Source organism: Mycobacterium sp. PTI7 (genome assembly GCF_056679845.1).
The window spans coordinates 5,728,506-5,744,592 of sequence record NZ_CM155252.1 but is presented as its reverse complement, the minus strand read 5'-3'; the positions used below and the strand labels follow the sequence as shown (position 1 = coordinate 5,744,592).

21 protein-coding genes are annotated in these 16,087 nt (G+C 70.9%); 5 read left to right on the top strand and 16 right to left on the bottom strand.

Annotated features, from left to right (window positions below):
- Window positions 1–50 precede the first annotated feature (50 nt).
- The 7 genes from AC1MEY_RS27665 to AC1MEY_RS27635 form a co-directional block, all read right to left on the bottom strand.
- Complete coding sequence (locus tag AC1MEY_RS27665) at window positions 51–344, bottom strand: DUF3618 domain-containing protein (protein ID WP_480228518.1); 294 nt, start codon at window positions 342–344, stop codon at window positions 51–53.
- Entirely contained in the window at window positions 334–741 is a 408-nt protein-coding gene (locus AC1MEY_RS27660) for a phage holin family protein (RefSeq protein ID WP_480228517.1), read from the bottom strand. Before AC1MEY_RS27660 ends, AC1MEY_RS27665 begins: the two co-directional genes overlap by 11 nt.
- 62 nt (window positions 742–803) lie before the next feature.
- Window positions 804–1,565, bottom strand: coding sequence for an STAS domain-containing protein (locus AC1MEY_RS27655; RefSeq protein ID WP_480228516.1), 762 nt, complete (start codon window positions 1,563–1,565; stop codon window positions 804–806).
- Window positions 1,552–2,568 carry a chemotaxis protein CheB gene (locus AC1MEY_RS27650; RefSeq protein WP_480228515.1) on the bottom strand — a complete coding sequence of 339 codons (1,017 nt, stop codon included), beginning with the start codon at window positions 2,566–2,568 and terminating at the stop codon, window positions 1,552–1,554. The genes AC1MEY_RS27655 and AC1MEY_RS27650 overlap by 14 nt, the downstream gene beginning before the upstream one ends.
- Before the next feature lie 42 nt (window positions 2,569–2,610).
- A complete protein-coding gene (locus AC1MEY_RS27645) occupies window positions 2,611–3,363 on the bottom strand; it encodes a SigB/SigF/SigG family RNA polymerase sigma factor (protein ID WP_480231705.1) in 753 nt (250 codons plus the stop codon).
- A 347-nt stretch (window positions 3,364–3,710) separates the two neighbouring features.
- Window positions 3,711–3,944 (bottom strand): hypothetical protein, encoded by a 234-nt coding sequence (locus AC1MEY_RS27640; RefSeq protein ID WP_480228514.1) that lies wholly within the window; start codon window positions 3,942–3,944, stop codon window positions 3,711–3,713.
- Between the two features lie 77 nt (window positions 3,945–4,021).
- The gene (locus AC1MEY_RS27635; RefSeq protein WP_480228513.1) at window positions 4,022–4,729 is read right to left on the bottom strand and encodes a GAF and ANTAR domain-containing protein; all 708 of its coding nucleotides are present in this window, start codon (window positions 4,727–4,729) and stop codon (window positions 4,022–4,024) included.
- 118 nt (window positions 4,730–4,847) lie between these two features.
- Here AC1MEY_RS27635 and AC1MEY_RS27630 point away from each other — a divergent pair, with 118 nt between their 5' ends.
- Both AC1MEY_RS27630 and AC1MEY_RS27625 read left to right on the top strand, forming a co-directional pair.
- A complete protein-coding gene (locus AC1MEY_RS27630; RefSeq protein WP_480228512.1) occupies window positions 4,848–4,946 on the top strand; it encodes a DUF2795 domain-containing protein in 99 nt (32 codons plus the stop codon).
- 7 nt (window positions 4,947–4,953) lie between these two features.
- Window positions 4,954–5,280, top strand: a complete 327-nt coding sequence (locus AC1MEY_RS27625; protein WP_480228511.1) for a DUF3140 domain-containing protein — start codon at window positions 4,954–4,956, stop codon at window positions 5,278–5,280.
- A 74-nt stretch (window positions 5,281–5,354) separates the two neighbouring features.
- Here the strand turns inward: AC1MEY_RS27625 and AC1MEY_RS27620 are convergent, their stop codons facing one another.
- The 3 genes from AC1MEY_RS27620 to AC1MEY_RS27610 form a co-directional block, all read right to left on the bottom strand.
- Window positions 5,355–6,365, bottom strand: a complete 1,011-nt coding sequence (locus AC1MEY_RS27620; RefSeq protein WP_480228510.1) for a helix-turn-helix transcriptional regulator — start codon at window positions 6,363–6,365, stop codon at window positions 5,355–5,357.
- 100 nt (window positions 6,366–6,465) lie between these two features.
- Window positions 6,466–7,125 carry a phosphate signaling complex PhoU family protein gene (locus AC1MEY_RS27615; RefSeq protein ID WP_480228509.1) on the bottom strand — a complete coding sequence of 220 codons (660 nt, stop codon included), beginning with the start codon at window positions 7,123–7,125 and terminating at the stop codon, window positions 6,466–6,468.
- A gap of 79 nt (window positions 7,126–7,204) precedes the next feature.
- Window positions 7,205–7,606: an ATP-binding protein gene (locus AC1MEY_RS27610; protein ID WP_480228508.1), complete on the bottom strand. Its 402-nt coding sequence runs from the start codon at window positions 7,604–7,606 to the stop codon at window positions 7,205–7,207.
- Window positions 7,607–7,876: 270 nt separating this feature from the next.
- On the opposite strand from AC1MEY_RS27610, the gene AC1MEY_RS27605 reads away from it, so the two are divergent.
- Window positions 7,877–8,242: an STAS domain-containing protein gene (locus tag AC1MEY_RS27605; protein ID WP_480228507.1), complete on the top strand. Its 366-nt coding sequence runs from the start codon at window positions 7,877–7,879 to the stop codon at window positions 8,240–8,242.
- A 7-nt stretch (window positions 8,243–8,249) separates the two neighbouring features.
- Window positions 8,250–9,626: a hypothetical protein gene (locus tag AC1MEY_RS27600; protein WP_480228506.1), complete on the top strand. Its 1,377-nt coding sequence runs from the start codon at window positions 8,250–8,252 to the stop codon at window positions 9,624–9,626.
- A 90-nt stretch (window positions 9,627–9,716) separates the two neighbouring features.
- Here AC1MEY_RS27600 and AC1MEY_RS27595 read toward each other — a convergent pair whose 3' ends face one another.
- The 3 genes from AC1MEY_RS27595 to mbp1 form a co-directional block, all read right to left on the bottom strand.
- Window positions 9,717–10,898 carry a zinc-dependent alcohol dehydrogenase gene (locus AC1MEY_RS27595; protein WP_480228505.1) on the bottom strand — a complete coding sequence of 394 codons (1,182 nt, stop codon included), beginning with the start codon at window positions 10,896–10,898 and terminating at the stop codon, window positions 9,717–9,719.
- 70 nt (window positions 10,899–10,968) lie between these two features.
- Window positions 10,969–12,141, bottom strand: coding sequence for a glycosyltransferase (locus tag AC1MEY_RS27590; protein WP_480228504.1), 1,173 nt, complete (start codon window positions 12,139–12,141; stop codon window positions 10,969–10,971).
- Between the two features lie 169 nt (window positions 12,142–12,310).
- A complete protein-coding gene (gene mbp1 / locus AC1MEY_RS27585; RefSeq protein WP_480228503.1) occupies window positions 12,311–12,544 on the bottom strand; it encodes a microaggregate-binding protein 1 in 234 nt (77 codons plus the stop codon).
- A gap of 142 nt (window positions 12,545–12,686) precedes the next feature.
- On the opposite strand from mbp1, the gene AC1MEY_RS27580 reads away from it, so the two are divergent.
- Window positions 12,687–14,042 carry a hypothetical protein gene (locus tag AC1MEY_RS27580; RefSeq protein ID WP_480228502.1) on the top strand — a complete coding sequence of 452 codons (1,356 nt, stop codon included), beginning with the start codon at window positions 12,687–12,689 and terminating at the stop codon, window positions 14,040–14,042.
- Window positions 14,043–14,045: 3 nt separating this feature from the next.
- Here the strand turns inward: AC1MEY_RS27580 and AC1MEY_RS27575 are convergent, their stop codons facing one another.
- Genes AC1MEY_RS27575 through AC1MEY_RS27565 form a run of 3 tightly spaced genes read right to left on the bottom strand, consistent with a single transcriptional unit; the run spans window position 14,046 to window position 15,964 of the window.
- Window positions 14,046–14,675, bottom strand: a complete 630-nt coding sequence (locus AC1MEY_RS27575) for a methyltransferase domain-containing protein (RefSeq protein ID WP_480228501.1) — start codon at window positions 14,673–14,675, stop codon at window positions 14,046–14,048.
- The gene (locus tag AC1MEY_RS27570; RefSeq protein ID WP_480228500.1) at window positions 14,676–15,314 is read right to left on the bottom strand and encodes a TIGR04282 family arsenosugar biosynthesis glycosyltransferase; all 639 of its coding nucleotides are present in this window, start codon (window positions 15,312–15,314) and stop codon (window positions 14,676–14,678) included.
- Between the two features lie 29 nt (window positions 15,315–15,343).
- Window positions 15,344–15,964 (bottom strand): glycosyltransferase, encoded by a 621-nt coding sequence (locus AC1MEY_RS27565; RefSeq protein ID WP_480228499.1) that lies wholly within the window; start codon window positions 15,962–15,964, stop codon window positions 15,344–15,346.
- Window positions 15,965–16,087 lie beyond the last annotated feature (123 nt).

Here is a 16,087-nt window from a genome sequence, read left to right as displayed (position 1 = left end):
GTGACACCGGCGGTGGTCGCGTCCTTCGCGAACTGGCTGCCGGGCGTCGTTCAGCGCCGCCGGCGGCGCCACCACGCCAGCAGGCCGATGGCCACCAGCACTGCGACGGTGATGCCGACGGCACTCTCGCGGTTGGCGTTGATGCCGTCGCCGACGTCGTGCGCCTTCTGCGACACCACGGCCTTGGTCTCCTCGACCTTGTCGTGGGCGCGCGCCTTGACGTCGACCTTGTCGGCGAGAGCCGAGACGGTGTCGGCCAATTCGGCGCGGGTGGCCTCGATGTCGGCCTTGATGTCGTCGGTCCCGGCGTCGTCGTCGGGTTCCGGGCGTGGGTCAGCGGGCATTGCGGGCATCCTTCACCTCTCGTACGTCGTCCTTGACGGTCTCGACGGTCTGCGGGGCGATGGGTGCGACGTGGTCCACCTGCTTCTTGGCGAGCAGACCCATGATCGCGGCGATCACGAAGATGACGACCGCCACTATCAGCGCGGCCGCCCACACGGGCAGCACCAGCGCCAGCGCGGCGATCGCGGCGGTGACCAGCGCCCCGAGTCCGAACAGCGCGAGCACGCCCGCGCCACCTCCGAGCCCGGCGCCGAACGCCGCGTGCTTGGCGGTGTCCTGGAATTCACGCTGCGCCAGGCGGATCTCGTCGCGGACCAGCCGCGAGGTCTGCGCGGACAGCTGCCCGAGCAGTTCGCCCATCGACGCGTCCGAGCTGGTGTTCGACCGTGTGTCCATTGCCTCGCCTTCCGATCGGTTCGCGTGGAGGCGGTACCCGACGACGGTCGGGACAAACGCGCTCAGAGCCGGTTCTGGGGTCCCATCACGGCCCAGACCGTCTTGCCCGAGTCGGTCGGGGTGTTCCCCCAGGCGAGCGACAGCACCCCGACGATCGCCAGTTCGTGCAGCCGGCCCGCCGCCTCCGCGTCCTCGTGGACGACGGCCTGCGCGGTGTCGTGATCGGACACGGCGACGGTCACGTTGGCGCCGTTCACCTCGAGCCTCAGATCGGGGTTGCTGCCGGTGTGCCGCAGCACGTTGTCGACGAGAACCGTCGCGACGACGGTCGCGGTGGGGATCATGTCGGCCGATCCCCACACCGTGAGCCAGTGCGCGACGAACTCCCGCGCGGCGGGGAGTGACGACGCGTCGGCGGGCCACTGCTGGCGCATCCGCAACCGAACCGCGGGGACTGCGAGCGTGAGGGCGGCCACCGCCGCGGCCACGTCGTGGAAGATCGGGACGTAGCGTCCGATTCCATTGCGGATCAACGTTTCTCGTCCCGCCAGGTGGCCGCAGGACAAGCCCATCGGCACGTCCGGCCACTGGCTGGTGAGCCACCGCGCGCTGGTGAACACCGACCACGCGGACGCCGACGGCGCGTCGACGGCGGTCACGTCCATGACGAGGTTGGCCGGGCCGTCGACCGCGGCCTTCAGGATCGCGTCGCGCGCCTGGCGATAGGTGACGCCGTCGAGCACGCCGCTCATGGTCAAGGCGGTGTGATCCGATGCCACGCACTGCTCGATCCGCAAGGGGCCGACGTCGTCAGGGCGTGCCACGGGACTCCCCCCACACTCGCGACGAGGTGCCGCCCAGCAGCCGCCGCAGTTCGCGCGCCGCCGCGTCCGCCTCGTCAGCGATCTCCAGGTACCGGCTGCGCAGGACGTCGTCGTGGATCACTCTGGCATGGGTGCGCGCCAGCTGCGCCTTTTCCAGCAGGCTGCGCAGCGCGACGCCCAGTGCGTTCTCGGTGTCTTGTGTCCACGCCTCGAGCAGCGCCTCCGGCGTCCACGCATGGCCGATGCGGCACCGCAGGTTGCCGTCGCCCACCGAGACGAGGGAGCCGCTGCAGTCCGGGCACGTGTGGCCCGACGGCGTGCCGAGCCGAGCGACGTCGAACTCTCCGAACGGCGACCCCAGCGCGATCTCGTTCTCCAGCTCGAGCACCGGATCCGGAGCGCCGGCGATGCCCGTGCCGTGATCCGGTTCGAGGGACTGCAAGACCTTTCCCGCCTCCGCCGCGGAGACGACGTGATGCACGTCCGTCATCGCCAGCGCGTTGCGCGGCATGTCGGCGTACATCGCCTCGTCGGGATCCTGCACCATCGTCGTGCCCCCGCGCGCGCCGATGGCCTGCAGGCCGAGCACGCCGTCGTCGAGCACCCCGGACATCACCAGCCCGGTCGCGCGCGCGCCGTACGCCACGGCCAGCGACCGGAAGAGGGGATTCACCGCCGGGCGGTGGCGATCCTCCGTCGGCCCGTTCGACAGCCGAATCCGGCCGTCCTCGACCAGGAGGTGGCGGTCGGGCACCGCCACGTAGACGTGACCGGCCCGCACCGGCTCGCCGTCGCGGGCGGCGGCGGCGGGCAGCGGGCCGCAGCGGTCGAGGATCTGGCCGAGGACGCTGGGCGCACTCGGCGCGACGTGCAGGACGACCAAGACCGCCTGCTGAAGATCCGCGGGCAGACCGCCGACGAACTGCTTGAGCGCCTCCACACCACCGGCGGACGCTCCCACGCCCACGACGCGAAGTGGGTCGTCCGAACCAGGCGTCACCATGTGATTCGACTACCCAGTGTGGGCCGCGTCAACCGGTGGCGGTCAGCCGACCAGGGACGTCGGCACCATCCGGTCACCGCTCATCCGCTCGCGCAACGTCGCGAGCGCCCGTGCCAGCAGCCGGGATACGTGCATCTGCGACAGACCCACCCGTGCCGCGATCTCGCTCTGGGTCAACGATTCGAAGAACCTCATCTGCAGGATCTGCTGTTCGCGCCGCGGCAGTGTCGCCAATTGGGCGCGCAGGTCCTCGCGGTCCTCGATGTGCCGGATGCCCGGGTCGGGGGCACCGAGCCGGTCCACGATCGATACGCCGTCGTCGTCGTCGCCGAACACCGCGTCGATCGACCGGGCCGTGTACGAGGCGCCCGCCACCATGCCCTCGACGACGTCCTCGCGGGCGACGCCCATCTCGGCCGCCAACTCGCTGGGGGTGGGCGCGCGGCCGAGCTTCTGCGACAGGTCGCTGACGGTCGGCGCGATGTGCGGATATATGTCCTTGAGCCGCCGCGGCACCTTCACCGCCCAGCTGTAGTCGCGGTAGTAGCGCTTCACCTCGCCCATCACCGTGGGCACCGCGAAGGCGAGGAAGTCGCCCGCGTCGGGGTCGAAGCGGTTGACGGCGTTGAGCAGTCCCACCCGCGCCACCTGCACGCGATCGTCGAACGACTCGCTGCCGCGATGGTAGCGGCGGGCTACGTGGTCCGCCAGCGGCAGGCACTCGGCGATGATGCGCTCCCGGAGGGCGGTGTACTCGTCGCACTGCGGGTCGAGGGCGCGGAGTGCGTGGAACATCCGGTGCACCTCGTCGTACTGCCCGTCGGCGTGCGCGGCAACGGCATTCTCGATCCGGTCCGAGGATCGAGTCCTCGGAGCCGTGGTAGTGCCTTCTTCGTCGATTCCCGTCGTCATCTGGATCTCCAGACTGTCGGTGTCGCCCACCCCACGTGGCTAAGGGGTCCTGCCGACGAGTCTGCTCCCGATCGACCGATCTGGGAACCCACCCGGATTCCCGCACAGGCCGCGTCGAACCGGTATCTCGCGGCTCGGCAGTCGTTTCGGCGGTGAAACGCGTCAGCGACGGATAGTTTTCCTTCGCAGACCGGATCGGGCGAAGCGGCTCCCGCTTCGCATGACGGACACTAATTGTCGCCGGTGCCGATCTCGGAGTCGTCGCCGTCCGACTTGTCGGTCGGGCCGGGGTACCGGTCGCTGGTGGGCGTGCTGTCGTCGAGCGACGACTGCGTGGTGGTGAAGCTGGGCGCGTCGCCACCGCCGTCGGTGCACCCGGCGATCAGCGGGACCGGACCGAGCAGCAGCACGGCAGAGCCTGCAATGATGACGAATTGGCGTGTGGTGTAACGAACTACGGACATGACGGGGCTCCTCGCCGGTGGGCCTTCAGGTGGACTCACCAACGGCGCTACCCCGCGTGACGTGCGGCGAAACCGCGTCACCCGTCGTGCTGGGCGGTGCCCTTCTCGACGACCTGCTCGGCGATCCGGCTGACCGGGGTGTTCGTGTCCTGCGACAGCTTCTTGAGCAGGTCGAACGCCTGTATTGCGTCGATGGCAAACCGCTCCATCAGCATGCCCTTCGCCTGACCGATGACGTCGCGCGACGCGAGCGCACTGCGGAACTGCTGATCCCGGCGCATCATTCCCCACGCCAGCGCGGCGTGCGTGGCGAACACGAAGCCCAATTCGACCGTGTCGTCGTCGAAGGCATGCGGTCGGTCCGCGTAGAAGTTCAGCGCCCCGATGGCACCGCCGTCCGCGAAGAGTCGGAACGACACGATGGACCTGATCGGGGTGTCCTCGATCGCGCGCGAAACGTAACGCGGCCAACGGTCTTCGCGGCTCAGGTCATCGACCCTCACCACGTGGTCCTCCCACGCCGCCTCCAGGCACGGGCCCTGCCCCTCCCGTTCCTGGATGTCGTCGAGGGTCGCGGCGAACGGACTGGTGGCCGCGAGTGACCGCACGCGACCGTCGCCGTCGGCAATCGTCACGCCGGCGTGGTTCGCGTTTGGTAGCGCCCGCGTGGCGCTGTCGACGATGTCCGACAGCATGGCGCCGACGTCCCGGGGCGTATTGCGTTGCACCTCCGCCACCAGCGATGCCAATTCGGCGATCCTCGACGTCGTCTCGTCGTGCGTCACGCAACCTCCCGTTCGGCGTTCTCGAGGAACACTATCGCGACGGGGTAGGCGCCGAAGTCCGGTCGCCGTCGACGTCACCGAAGCGTTTTCCCTCCGATCGGCCGGGTATCTCGCGACCATGCCGAATCCAATCGACGTGCAGAAGGCCCTCGCGGGCGCCAGCTACCCCGCCAGCAAGTCCGACCTGGTGGACCAGGTCGAGAAGGCGCTGTTCTAGGCACGCCATGACCGACGACGACGAGACCACGTGGAAGGACTTCCACGACGCCGTGAACATGACGGCGTCGGAACTCGAGAAGTGGCTGGACACCGACGAATCGAAGGAGGTCGGCCAGAAGTCGGGTGACTCCGAGTCGACCGGTCACGCCAGCGGTCGGCACATCGTGAAGATCCTGAAGTCGAAGAAGGGCGATCTGGGTTCCGACGACTACGCGCACATGCGCAAGGTCAACGGATACGTCAAACGTCACCTCGCCCAGCGCCCCTCGGGCGACGTCACCGACACCCACTGGCGGTACTCGCTGATGAACTGGGGCCACGACCCGACCTGACGGACGGTGACGCGAGTACGAGCCCACCCAAATCCCATGGTGCGGCACGGTAGCCGTGCGATACGTGGACCGCGCTACTCGCGCAGCGTGACGTGCGGGCTCTGGCCGTAGGTCTCGCGGTAGAGCACCGCGAATCGCCCCGTGTGCGCGAAGCCCCACCGCGCCGCGATGGCCGTCACCGTGCTGTCGTCACGGGAACCCTCGCGGAGTTCGCGGTGCACGTGGTCGAGCCGAATGCGGCGCAGGTACGCCATCGGGGTGGTGTCGAGGTGGCGCCGGAACATGTACTGCAGCGCGCGCGGTGTCACGTAGACCGCCGCCGCGATGTCGGCGACGCCGACGTCGTCGGAGACGTGCTGCTCGATGTAGTCGATCGCACGCCGCACCAGGGCCGGATGAGGGCCCGAATCCATGCCGGCCCCGTCGTGCAGGTCGGACGCGGTGTTGGGAAACACCGCAAGCGCCGTGGCCGCGAGCAGTCGTGCGGCCGAGGCGATCACCAGTGGTGTCGCCACGGCGTCGTCGGCGACGACGGTTTCCTCCACGAAGCGCCGCACCCTGATCCACGCCAACGTCGCCTCTGGACTGCGCGGCTCGATGGACGTGAAGCGCACGCCCTTGGCGCGCATGACGGTGGAGTCGGCGGCCACCCGGTCGATCAGGCTCTGATCGAGGACGGTGGTCTTCAGGAGCGGGTCGCGTGTCATCAGCGCGACCCGGGAGCCACCGGTTGAACCCAAGACGACGTCGCCGGGACCGGCCCCCGCGGACTCCTCGTCGACCGTGGTGCGAACGTGGCCGTCGACGTTCCACAGCACGATCAGTCCGGGTGCGCCATCTGCGCGGGTCTCCGCAAGCCCGCCGTGTCGGACATCCTCCAACGAAAAGGAGCCGGCATCGGTGCGACGGTGCAGGAGCGCGGGGGACGGCGACTGGGGGCGACCCCGCTTCGGGTCGAGGACCCGAACGTCGACGTCGGCGCGGTACAACCTGGCCAGGTACCTGCGGATCTCGGCCAGGTCGCCGGTGCGTACCTCACGACGGTGGACCAGATTGGGTTCGGGGACTTCGGAATCTAAGTGCATCGAATCGACTCCACGCAGTGGCCGCCGAGCTACATCTCAACCCGCTTGGCAGTCCACAATACCCGCCCGGTTGTTTTCGTAAAAGGGATAGACGTCAGGGTCAGACCAGCGCGTCGCCGTGCACGTTGCTGCCCGTCGTCTGGAACCGCACCCGGCGGGCGATCTCCCCGGCGTGGTCGGCGAAGCGCCCGTAGAACCTGCCCAGGAGCACCGCGTCGATCGCGGCGGTCGCGCCGTGGGACCAGTCCTTCTGCATCACCGCGCGGTGGACCCCGCGGTGCACCTGCTCCATCGCGTTGTCGTCGTCGAGGATCCGATCCGTCTGCGCCCCCGTACCGTCCAGCACCGCCGCGCGGCACCGGTCCGCGAGGTCGACGGCCAACGCGCCCATCTGAACGAAGCTGGGCTGCAACGGATCCGGCACCACCGGATCGGGATGGCGGAGCGTGGGCACGCGTGCGATGTGGGCCGCGAGCCCGCCCATCCGATCGGCGTCGGCGGCGATCTGGATGGCGGTGACGACCTCGCGGAGGTCCCGGGCGACCGGTGCCTGCCGTGCCAGGATGCTGACGACCTGTCGTTCCACGGCGCCGTCGAGCACCCGGAGGCGGTCGACGTCGTCCGACACGCGTGCCGCAGCGCCGAGGTCGTCCCCGAGCAGGGCATCCGTCGCCGAGCCGACCGCGGTGCCGGCCAACGAGCACATGCGGCCGAGGTCGGCGCGCAATGTCTCGAGTTGCCGGTGGTAGTCCGCCCGCATCGCTCCCCCGTGTTTCGTCGATCGCTGACGTGACGCGGTACCCGCGGCGCCCGCGATGCAAACCCGGCTTCGGCCGCGCCTAGGTCGGTGCCGGGAAACTCATCGACAGGCGGGTGCCGCGATCGCTGGTGCTGAGGTCGACGCGGGTGCTCAGGGCGCGTACCAGCGGGAGTCCGCGACCGCGCGACACGTCCGCGTCGGTGGCACCGCCCCGCCACTGCCCGAAGTCCTCGATGGTGAGACAGATGCCGTCCGATTCGTGGTCCGCGCTCAGACGGACGACGCCCGGGGTCCGGCCGAGGTAGGCGTGCTCGATGCTGTTGGAACACGCCTCGTTGACGACGAGGAGGATGTCGGCGGCGAGTTCGGCGCCGACGCCCGCCAGCGCCAGCCACTCGGAGAATCGACGCCGCACCGACGCCAGCTCTTCGGCGCGTGCCGGGATCTCCAGATGCAGCGGCGGTGAGTGAGGTCTCGTCATGATCGTTCGACGCAGCATCGGAGGGTGCCCGAAGGCGCCGTCGATCGGCCTGCCCCGTACGCCGACGACGGGCATGCCGCCGCGCGCGAGGGTGGTTCGAACGACATGCAGGCTCCCGTGACTCGTTCCCCGTGATGCTTCGTCCGTATGTGCACATTGCGGTGATGGTTCAAACATTGCGATAGGGTTCGATCGGTTTCAGACCCGAGGCCCGACCAGTGCTGCACGCCGTGCAGCCAGTCCCTCGCCCCTCATTGGAGGAAGGTCCGAATGCCTCGAGACCTGTTGACGACCCGCGTCGAACGCCTCCCCGGCGACGTCGCGGTGCTGTCGGTCGAGGGTGAGATCGACCTGGCGACGGCCACCATTCTGGACGCCGCCGTAGCCGAGGCGACCGCCACCGGCAGCCACGCGTTGATCGTGGACCTGAGCGGCGTCGGCTTCATGGGATCGGCGGGCCTGCGGATCCTCGCGGAGACGAACGACAAGATCGCCCCCTCCGCGTTCGCCGTCGTCGCCGATCGCGCCGCCACCCGCCGGCCGATCCAGGTGACGGGCCTGACCGACGTGTTCGCGATGTACGACTCGCTCGCCGACGCACTCGCGGCCGTCCGACCCGATCCGGGCGACTCCTAGCCGTACCGTGGACCGCCGAGAGTTCCTGCATCGCAACGGCTCTCGTCGCGACGTCGTCGCCGCCCTCGCCGGTGTCGGCCTGGTGCTGGCGGCGTTCGGACTGCCACGGCTGAACGTCGGCGTCGCACCGCTGATCGGCGCCACGCCGGAGAAGTACGCGGAACTCGCGGGATCCGCCCCGATCCACGGCTGGTGGGAGTGGCACGTCGGGGCGGGCACCCTCCCCGCGGTCGTCATCGGACTCGCCACGGCACTGTGGGGTCCGGCCGTCGCCGCCCGGATCCCGTGGCGCACGCTCGTCGCGACGACGTGGGCGACGTCCTGCGCCTGGGCGTTCTCCCTGGCGTTGATCGACGGATGGCAACGCGGTTTCGCCGGCCGGCTCACCACCAAGCACGAATATCTGCGGCAGGTGCCGTCGGTCAACGACGTCGGTGCGGCGGTGCGGGGCTTCGCCGGCCGGATCCTCGACTACCAGCCCGACTCCTGGGTCACCCACGTGTCCGGCCATCCCCCCGGCGCGCTGCTGACCTTCGTCTGGCTGGACCGGATCGGACTCGGCGGCGGCGCGTGGGCGGGCGTGCTGTGCCTGCTGGCCGGGTCCAGCGCCGCGGCGGCCATCGTCGTCGCCGTGCGGGCGCTGGCCGACGAGGCCACGGCGCGGTCGGCGGCGCCGTTCGTCGCGGTGGCCCCCACCGCGATCTGGGTCGCCGTATCGGCGGACGGCTACTTCGCGGGGGTGACGGCGTGGGCGCTGGCGCTGCTGGCCCTCGCCGTCCGCCGCGACGTCCGCAGGCCGGTGGCCTGCGCGGCCGCCGCGGGCCTGCTGCTGGGGTGGGCGGTGTTCCTCAACTATGGGCTGGTGCTGATGGGGCTGCCCGCCGTGGCGGTACTGCTCGCCGCCACCGACCGACGGGTCGCGCTGCGGGCCCTGGCCGCCGCGGTACTCGCCGCGCTAACCGTGGTGGCGGTGTTCCTGCTCGCCGGGTTCTGGTGGTTCGACGGCTATCACCTGGTGCAGGAGCGCTACTGGCAGGGCACCGCCAGCAGCCGCCCGTTCGGGTACTGGGGATGGGCGAACTTCGCGTCGGTGGCGTGCGCGGTCGGCCTCGCCGGCGTGGTGGGCGTCGCCCGGGCCGTCGACCCGGCGGCGCTGCGCCGACGGTCGGGCCTGCACCTGATCGTGGTGGGGATGCTCGCCGCGATCCTGTGCGCCACGGCCAGCATGCTCAGCAAGGCCGAGGTCGAGCGGATCTGGCTGCCGTTCACGATGTGGTTCCCCGCCGCGGCCGCACTGCTGCCGCCGCGGTCACACCGGTGGTGGCTGCTGTGCGGCGTCGTGGGTGCGCTGCTGCTGAACCACGCGCTGGTGACCACCTGGTGATCGGCTACTCCTGCCCGCGAGTTTGACGTGGCCGACACGTGTACTCGAACTTCGTCGCGCCAGCGTCAATCTCGCGGCCTCGGGTCGAAACTACGGCTTGAGCATCACCTTGATGGCGCCGTCCTGCTTCTTCTGGAAGATGTCGTAGGCGTGCGGTGCATCGGCGAGCGGGAGTACGTGGCTGGCAAACCCGTCGACGCCCAATGGGTCCGAATCGGTGAGCAGCGGCAGGATGTCGTCCACCCACCGCTTCACGTTGGCCTGCCCCATGTGCAGCCGGACCTGCTTGTCGAACAGCGTCAGCATGGGCAGCGGATCGGCCATCCCGCCGTAGACCCCGCTCAGCGAGATCGTGCCGCCGCGACGGACGATGTCGATCGCGGAGTACAGCGCGCCGAGCCGGTCGACACCTGCCTTCTCCATGAGGGGCTTCCCGAGCGCATCCGGGAGCAACCCTGCGGCCTGCTGCACGAGCTTGGTGACGGGTGACCCGTGGGCCTCCATGCCGACAGCATCGATCACGGAGTCGGTGCCGCGCCCGTCGGTGAGGTCGCGGACGGCGTCGCCCACCGGCCCGCCGAGCGCCTCGATGTCGATCACCTCGATTCCGAATGCCGCCGTCCTGGCGAGTCGCTCGGGTACCCGGTCGACACCGATGACCCGGTGGCCGCGGTGGTGGGCGATGCGCGCGGCCATGTCGCCGATCGGCCCCAGACCGAGGACGGTCACCGAACCGCCGTCCGGAACGTCGGCGTACTCGACCGCCTGCCATGCGGTGGGCAGGACGTCGGACAGGTAGACGAACCGCGAGTCCGGCGGGCCGTCGGGCACCTTGACGTGGGTGAACTGCGCCTGCGGGATCCGCAGGTACTCGGCCTGGCCGCCCGGCACCGAGCCGTACAGTTCCGAGTAGCCGAAAAGCGCTGCGCCCATGCCCTTCTCGCGCACCTGCGTCGTCTCGCACTGCGTGTAGAGCAGGCGGTCGCACATGAAGCAACTGCCGCAGGAGATCTGGAACGGCACGACGATGCGATCGCCCACCGAGAGATTCGAGACACCCGGGCCGACCTCGCGCACCACGCCCATCGCCTCGTGGCCCAGCACGTCGCCCGCATTCATGAACGCGCCCAGAACCTCGTACAGGTGCAGGTCGGATCCGCAGATGTTGGTCGACGTGACCTCGATGATCGCGTCGGTGTCCTGTTCGATTCTCGGGTCCGGTACCTCGTCGACGCGGACGTCCCGCTTGCCGTGCCAGGTCACTGCCTTCATGCGTGCCACCTTCCAGTCGGTCCGTGGCGGTTACCCGGGACCGGACACCGGAAACGCGGCGCGCGGACGGTCAGCGGCCGCCGGCACCCGCGGCGGGCCGGCCCGAGGGAGCCACGAGGTGGTCGTCGACCGCACGCAGGTGCACAGTCTCGGCATCCGCGGCGACGCGGTCCCAGCCGTAGCAGGATCGGGCGCGGGCGCGTCCGGCCAGACCCATCCCCTCGCGGAGCAGACCGCCGTGCAGCATCGCGCCGAGCGCTGCCGACAATCGGACCGGATTGCGCGGCGGCACCAGCAGGCCCGTCACCTCCTGGACCACGAGGTCGCCGGCGGCACCCGCCTCGGTGGCGACGACGGGCACGCCGCACGCCATGGCCTCGATCACCGCGACGTTGTTCGGTTCGTACCACGACGCGCAGGCGAACACGTCGGCCGATCGGAGCATCTCGGCTCGCTGGTCGACCGGCAGCGCACCGGTCAGCCGCACGCGGCCCGCGACGCCGGTGTCGACCGCCAGCCGTTGCAGCCGGGCGGCCTCGACGTCGTGTTCGAGCCGGTCGGGTGCCGGGCCGCCCATGATCACCAGCTCGGCGTTCGGCAGCCTTGTCATCACCCGAACGAGGTCGTCGAGACCTTGATGCGGGAGCAGTTCGTCGACCGCAGCCACGATCCGGTGGCCGTCCGCACCGCGGTCGGCCACCGGGCCCGTCGGCGCGAACGCCTCGACGTCGACGCCGTGGGGCAGCACGGCGATCCGCGCGCGGGCGCACCCCATCCGGATCAGGTCCTCGACGTCGTCCGAGCAGGCGGCCGCGATGCGGGTCGCACTGCGCGCGAGCAGACGCTCCATCCGCGTGCGGGCCGGCGGGCCCACGACGCGGGACTGCCGCCTGCGCAGCGCGGATCCCAGCTCGGGCAGGGCCTGCACGGTGGGCAGGGCATGCCGGTCGGCCGACAGTTGAGCCGCCACGCCGTGCAGCCACGACCGGGCGTGGACCACGTCGGGGCGGTCGGTCGACCACTGGTCGACGAGGAAGTGGGCGAAGTCGTTGAGGACCTCGGCGAGGTCGGACGTGGCCGTGCCGATCGCCCGCGGGGTCTGGACGAGGCGGTACCCGTCGATCTCGACCGAGTCGGGTGCGTCGGCGTGGTGGCGCGGCGCGTACACGGTGACCTCGGCGCCGCGCGCCGCCAGAGCGGCGGCCAACTCCGCCGTCGACATGCCGCGCTCAGCCGGTTCCACCGCCGGATTCGCGCCAACCAGACCAACCCTCATCCCGACGCCTCTCACCTAGGGGTGAAGAGAAACCCGGATCCGGCGGTCGGCAAACCGCGTCGGCTCGTCCGCTTCGCTTCGGGGACGACGGGCTTCGCCCAGCGGATCGTGACGAGGGTCGGCCCGGCCGAGCGGCCTACTCCGCGGACTTCTGGCGCGCCTCGTTGGCCTTGGCGGCCCCGCGGGCACTCTCCGCCTCGGCCTCCTTCTGTGCGGCCTCGCGCTGCGCGTCCGCCTTGTCCTGTTGCGCCTCGCCCTCGCGCTGCAGGTCGTCGCTGCCGGTCACCGCGCCGGCGACCTCCTTGGCCTTGCCCTTCACGCCCTCGACCGCGCCCTTGACGCCTTCCTCCGGTCCGCTGTCGCCTGCCACGTGGCCGTCCCCTCTCGTTGAGATGTGACCCCGTGCGGGGTCCGTGCGCGTCGTGGGTTCCCACCGGATCCCCCGCGAAACGACCGACCGTCATGAACCCGTCAGGCCGGGTACACGAGGTCGACGCCTAGGGTTGACAGGCGTGAAGACCGCCCGTCGTGACGTGATCGCCGTGACCCTCGCGATCCTGTTGGTGGTGGCGGCATTCGTGGTTCCGCACCTCCACCTCGGCATCGTCACGCCGCTGATCAATGCCACCCCCGAGCGGTTCCGCGACTTCGCGGGCACCGCGCCGGTGTTCGGCTGGTGGAACGCCCACGTCGGCTGGGGGACGCTGCCCGCGATCGTCATCGGCGCCGCCATGGTCGTGGCCGGCCAGTCCGTGGCCGCCCGGCTGCCGTGGCGGGCGCTGCCCTGGGCGACGTGGGCGGTGTCGTGCGCCTGGGCGTTCTCGTTGGCGATGATCGACGGCTGGCAGCTCGGTTTCGCCGGCCGCCTGGAGGCCCGCCACGAGTACCTGCGGCAGGTGCCGACCATCACCGACATCCCCGAGACCGTCCGCACGTTCTCCGACCGGATCCTCGACTTCCAGCCCGACTCCTGGATCACCCACGTCTCGGGCCACCCGCCCGGCGCGCTCCTCACGTTCGTGTGGCTGGACCGGATCGGGTTGAGCGGCGGCGGCTGGGCCGGGCTGCTGTGCCTCCTGGTCGGCTCGAGCGCGGCGGCCGCCATCGTGGTGGCGGTCCGGGCGCTGGCCGACGAGCCCACCGCGCGGCTGGTCGCGCCGTTCGTCGCGGTGGCACCGACGGCGATCTGGATCGCCGTCTCGGCCGACGGCTACTTCGCGGGTGTCGCCGCGTGGGGTCTGGCCCTGCTCGCGCTGGCGGCACGGTCGGCGGTGCGCGTCCCGATCCTCGCCGCCGCGGGCGCCGGGCTGCTGCTGGGCTGGGTCATCTTCCTCAACTACGGCGCCGGGCTGATCGCGCTGCCCGCCGTCGCGATCCTGGTCTCGGCACGGAACGCGCGGTCCGCCGTCCGCGCGCTGGTGCCCGCGGTGGCGGTGGCGCTCGTCGTGGTCGGGGTCTTCGCGGCCGCCGGGTTCTGGTGGTTCGACGGTTACCACCTGGTGCAGGAGCGCTACTGGCAGGGCATCGCGCTGGACCGGCCGTTCCAGTACTGGGTGTGGGGCAACCTCGCCGCGGTGGTGTGCGCGATCGGCCTGGGGACCGTCGCGGGCATCGGGCGGGTGTTCGACGTCGCGGCGATCAAGCGGCGCTCCGGCCTGCACCTCGTCGTGCTCGGCGCCCTGCTGGCGATCGCGTGCGCCGACCTCAGCATGCTCAGCAAGGCGGAGGTCGAGCGCATCTGGCTGCCGTTCATGGTGTGGCTGGTGGCGGCGGCGGCGCTGCTACCGGCCCGTTCGCACCGCTGGTGGCTGGCGCTGAACGTGGTCGGCGCGCTGGCGCTCAACAGCTTCATCCTGACGAACTGGTAGCCCTCAGGCCGCGGCCAGCGTCGTCAGCAGCCGGGTGCCCATCGGCTGCACGTCCTCGATGGTGAGGCCCACCTCGTCGGCCAGCTGGTGGGCGCCCGCGAGCCCCACCGTCGCCCAGCGGAACCACGGCCCGATCGTGCGCGAGGACTCGAGCCGGACCCAGCGGACCACGACGCCCTCGGTCTCGGCGTCGAACTCGGTGACGCACCGGCCGCCGGAGCGCAGGAGTTCCGCCGCGCGGCTGAGGACCCGCCGCGGATCCCCGCCGAGGCCGACGTTGCCGTCCGCCAGCAGCACCGTCGACCAGCGACCGGTGCCGGGGAGCGGCTCGAAGACGTCACGCCGGAGTGCGGGCGCGCCACGGCGTCGCGTCATCTCGACGGCGGTCGCGGACTGGTCGACGCCGAGGGCGGGCAGTCCGCGCTGGATCAGGTCGACCGTCAGGCGCCCGGGGCCGCAGCCCAGGTCGATCGTCGGCCCGACGCACTCGCCGACGACCGCGCGGTCGAAGTCGTCGTCACTGCGGCGCTGGCCGAGCCAGCTGTGCACGGGCAGACCGTGCACGCTGCCGTCCTCGTAACGGATCCAACATCGCTCGCCCGTCAGGGCGCGGTCATACAGATTTCCGAACATTCAGGCTCCTCCGGCCGGTGCGAGTCTGCTGAACCGGGTTCCGGAGGTGCACTCGCGTCGCACGGCATCCAGATCGTCGATGGTGTCGAGGTCGGTCAGGGTCGCGACGAGCGCGACGTCGAGGCCCGTGGCCTCCAGCGCCGCCAGCGTGAGCGCGCCGGTGTCGTCGCGCGACATCGGGACGTCGCGCAGGGCATTCGCCGTCACGGGATCGTGGACGCCGAGCACCCACCAGCCGCCGTCGGACGCCATGCCCAGTACGGCCTCGGACGCGAGCAGGGTGGTGGCGCACTCGTCGAGCAGGGCGGCCGTCACCTGCGGGGTGTCCATGCCGATCTGGAGGACCGGCAGTCCGCTGGCGGCCGCCGCGTCGGCGTGCGCGTGGGCGAGGCGGTCACCGAAGGCGTCGCCCCTCTGGTCGACCACGACGAAGTCGGCGAGGCGGGCCCGGATCGCGTCGGACCGGCTGGCCCCGTCCAGGTCGCCGGTCATCGCGACCACCCGCGCGGTCGCCGACGACGAGGCGACGGCGTCGAGGGTGTCGAGCAGGGAGGCGGCGGCGAGGTCGGCGGCGGCTTCGTCGCCGAGGGTCGCGGCCAGCCGTGTCTTCGCGAAGCCGGGTACGGGTGCCTTGGCCACGACCAGCACGGTGCACGGGACGCCGCCGCTCACGAGATCACCCGCCAGAAATCCAGGGCCGCGTGAACGCTGCCACGCACCGAGCCGCTGACCTTGGACTTCCCGCCGGAGCGGGGACCGTAGGCGACGTCGCGTTCGACCACGTTCCAGTCCGCAGCGGCCGCGCGGACCAGTAGTTCGAGCGGATACCCGGAACGGCGGTCGACGACACCAAGGCCGAGTACGGCGTCGCGGCGGGCCACGCGCATCGGCGCGATGTCGTGCACCGGCATGCCGTGCCGGGTGCGCAACCGCCAGCACACCGCGGCGGTGCCGAGACGGGCGTGCCAGGGCCAGCCCACCCCACCGGCGGCGCGGCGGCGGCCGACGGCCATGTCGGCACCCCGGTCGAGGTCGGCGACCAGGGCGGGCAGGTCGGCGGGGTTCAGCGAGCCATCGGCGTCGATGACGGCGACGATCTCCGTGTCGGCCGCTTCGATGCCGGCGTGGACGGCGGAGCCGTAGCCGGGCCGGGACTCCTCGACCACCCGGGCGCCGGCGCGCCGCGCGACGTCCGCGGTCCCGTCGGTGCTGTTGTTGTCGACGACGAGCGGGGCGAATCCGGGGGGCATCGAGGCGAGCACGCCGGGGAGGGCTTCGGCCTCGTTCATGCACGGCAGAATCACCGTCACCCGACCGTCGTTCACGGTCCCATGGTTTGCCACGCGGGCTCCGATCAAACGACTAATGGGCTGACGAAAGAGTGACGCGGGCGTAAGGAACCTCTTTGCCCG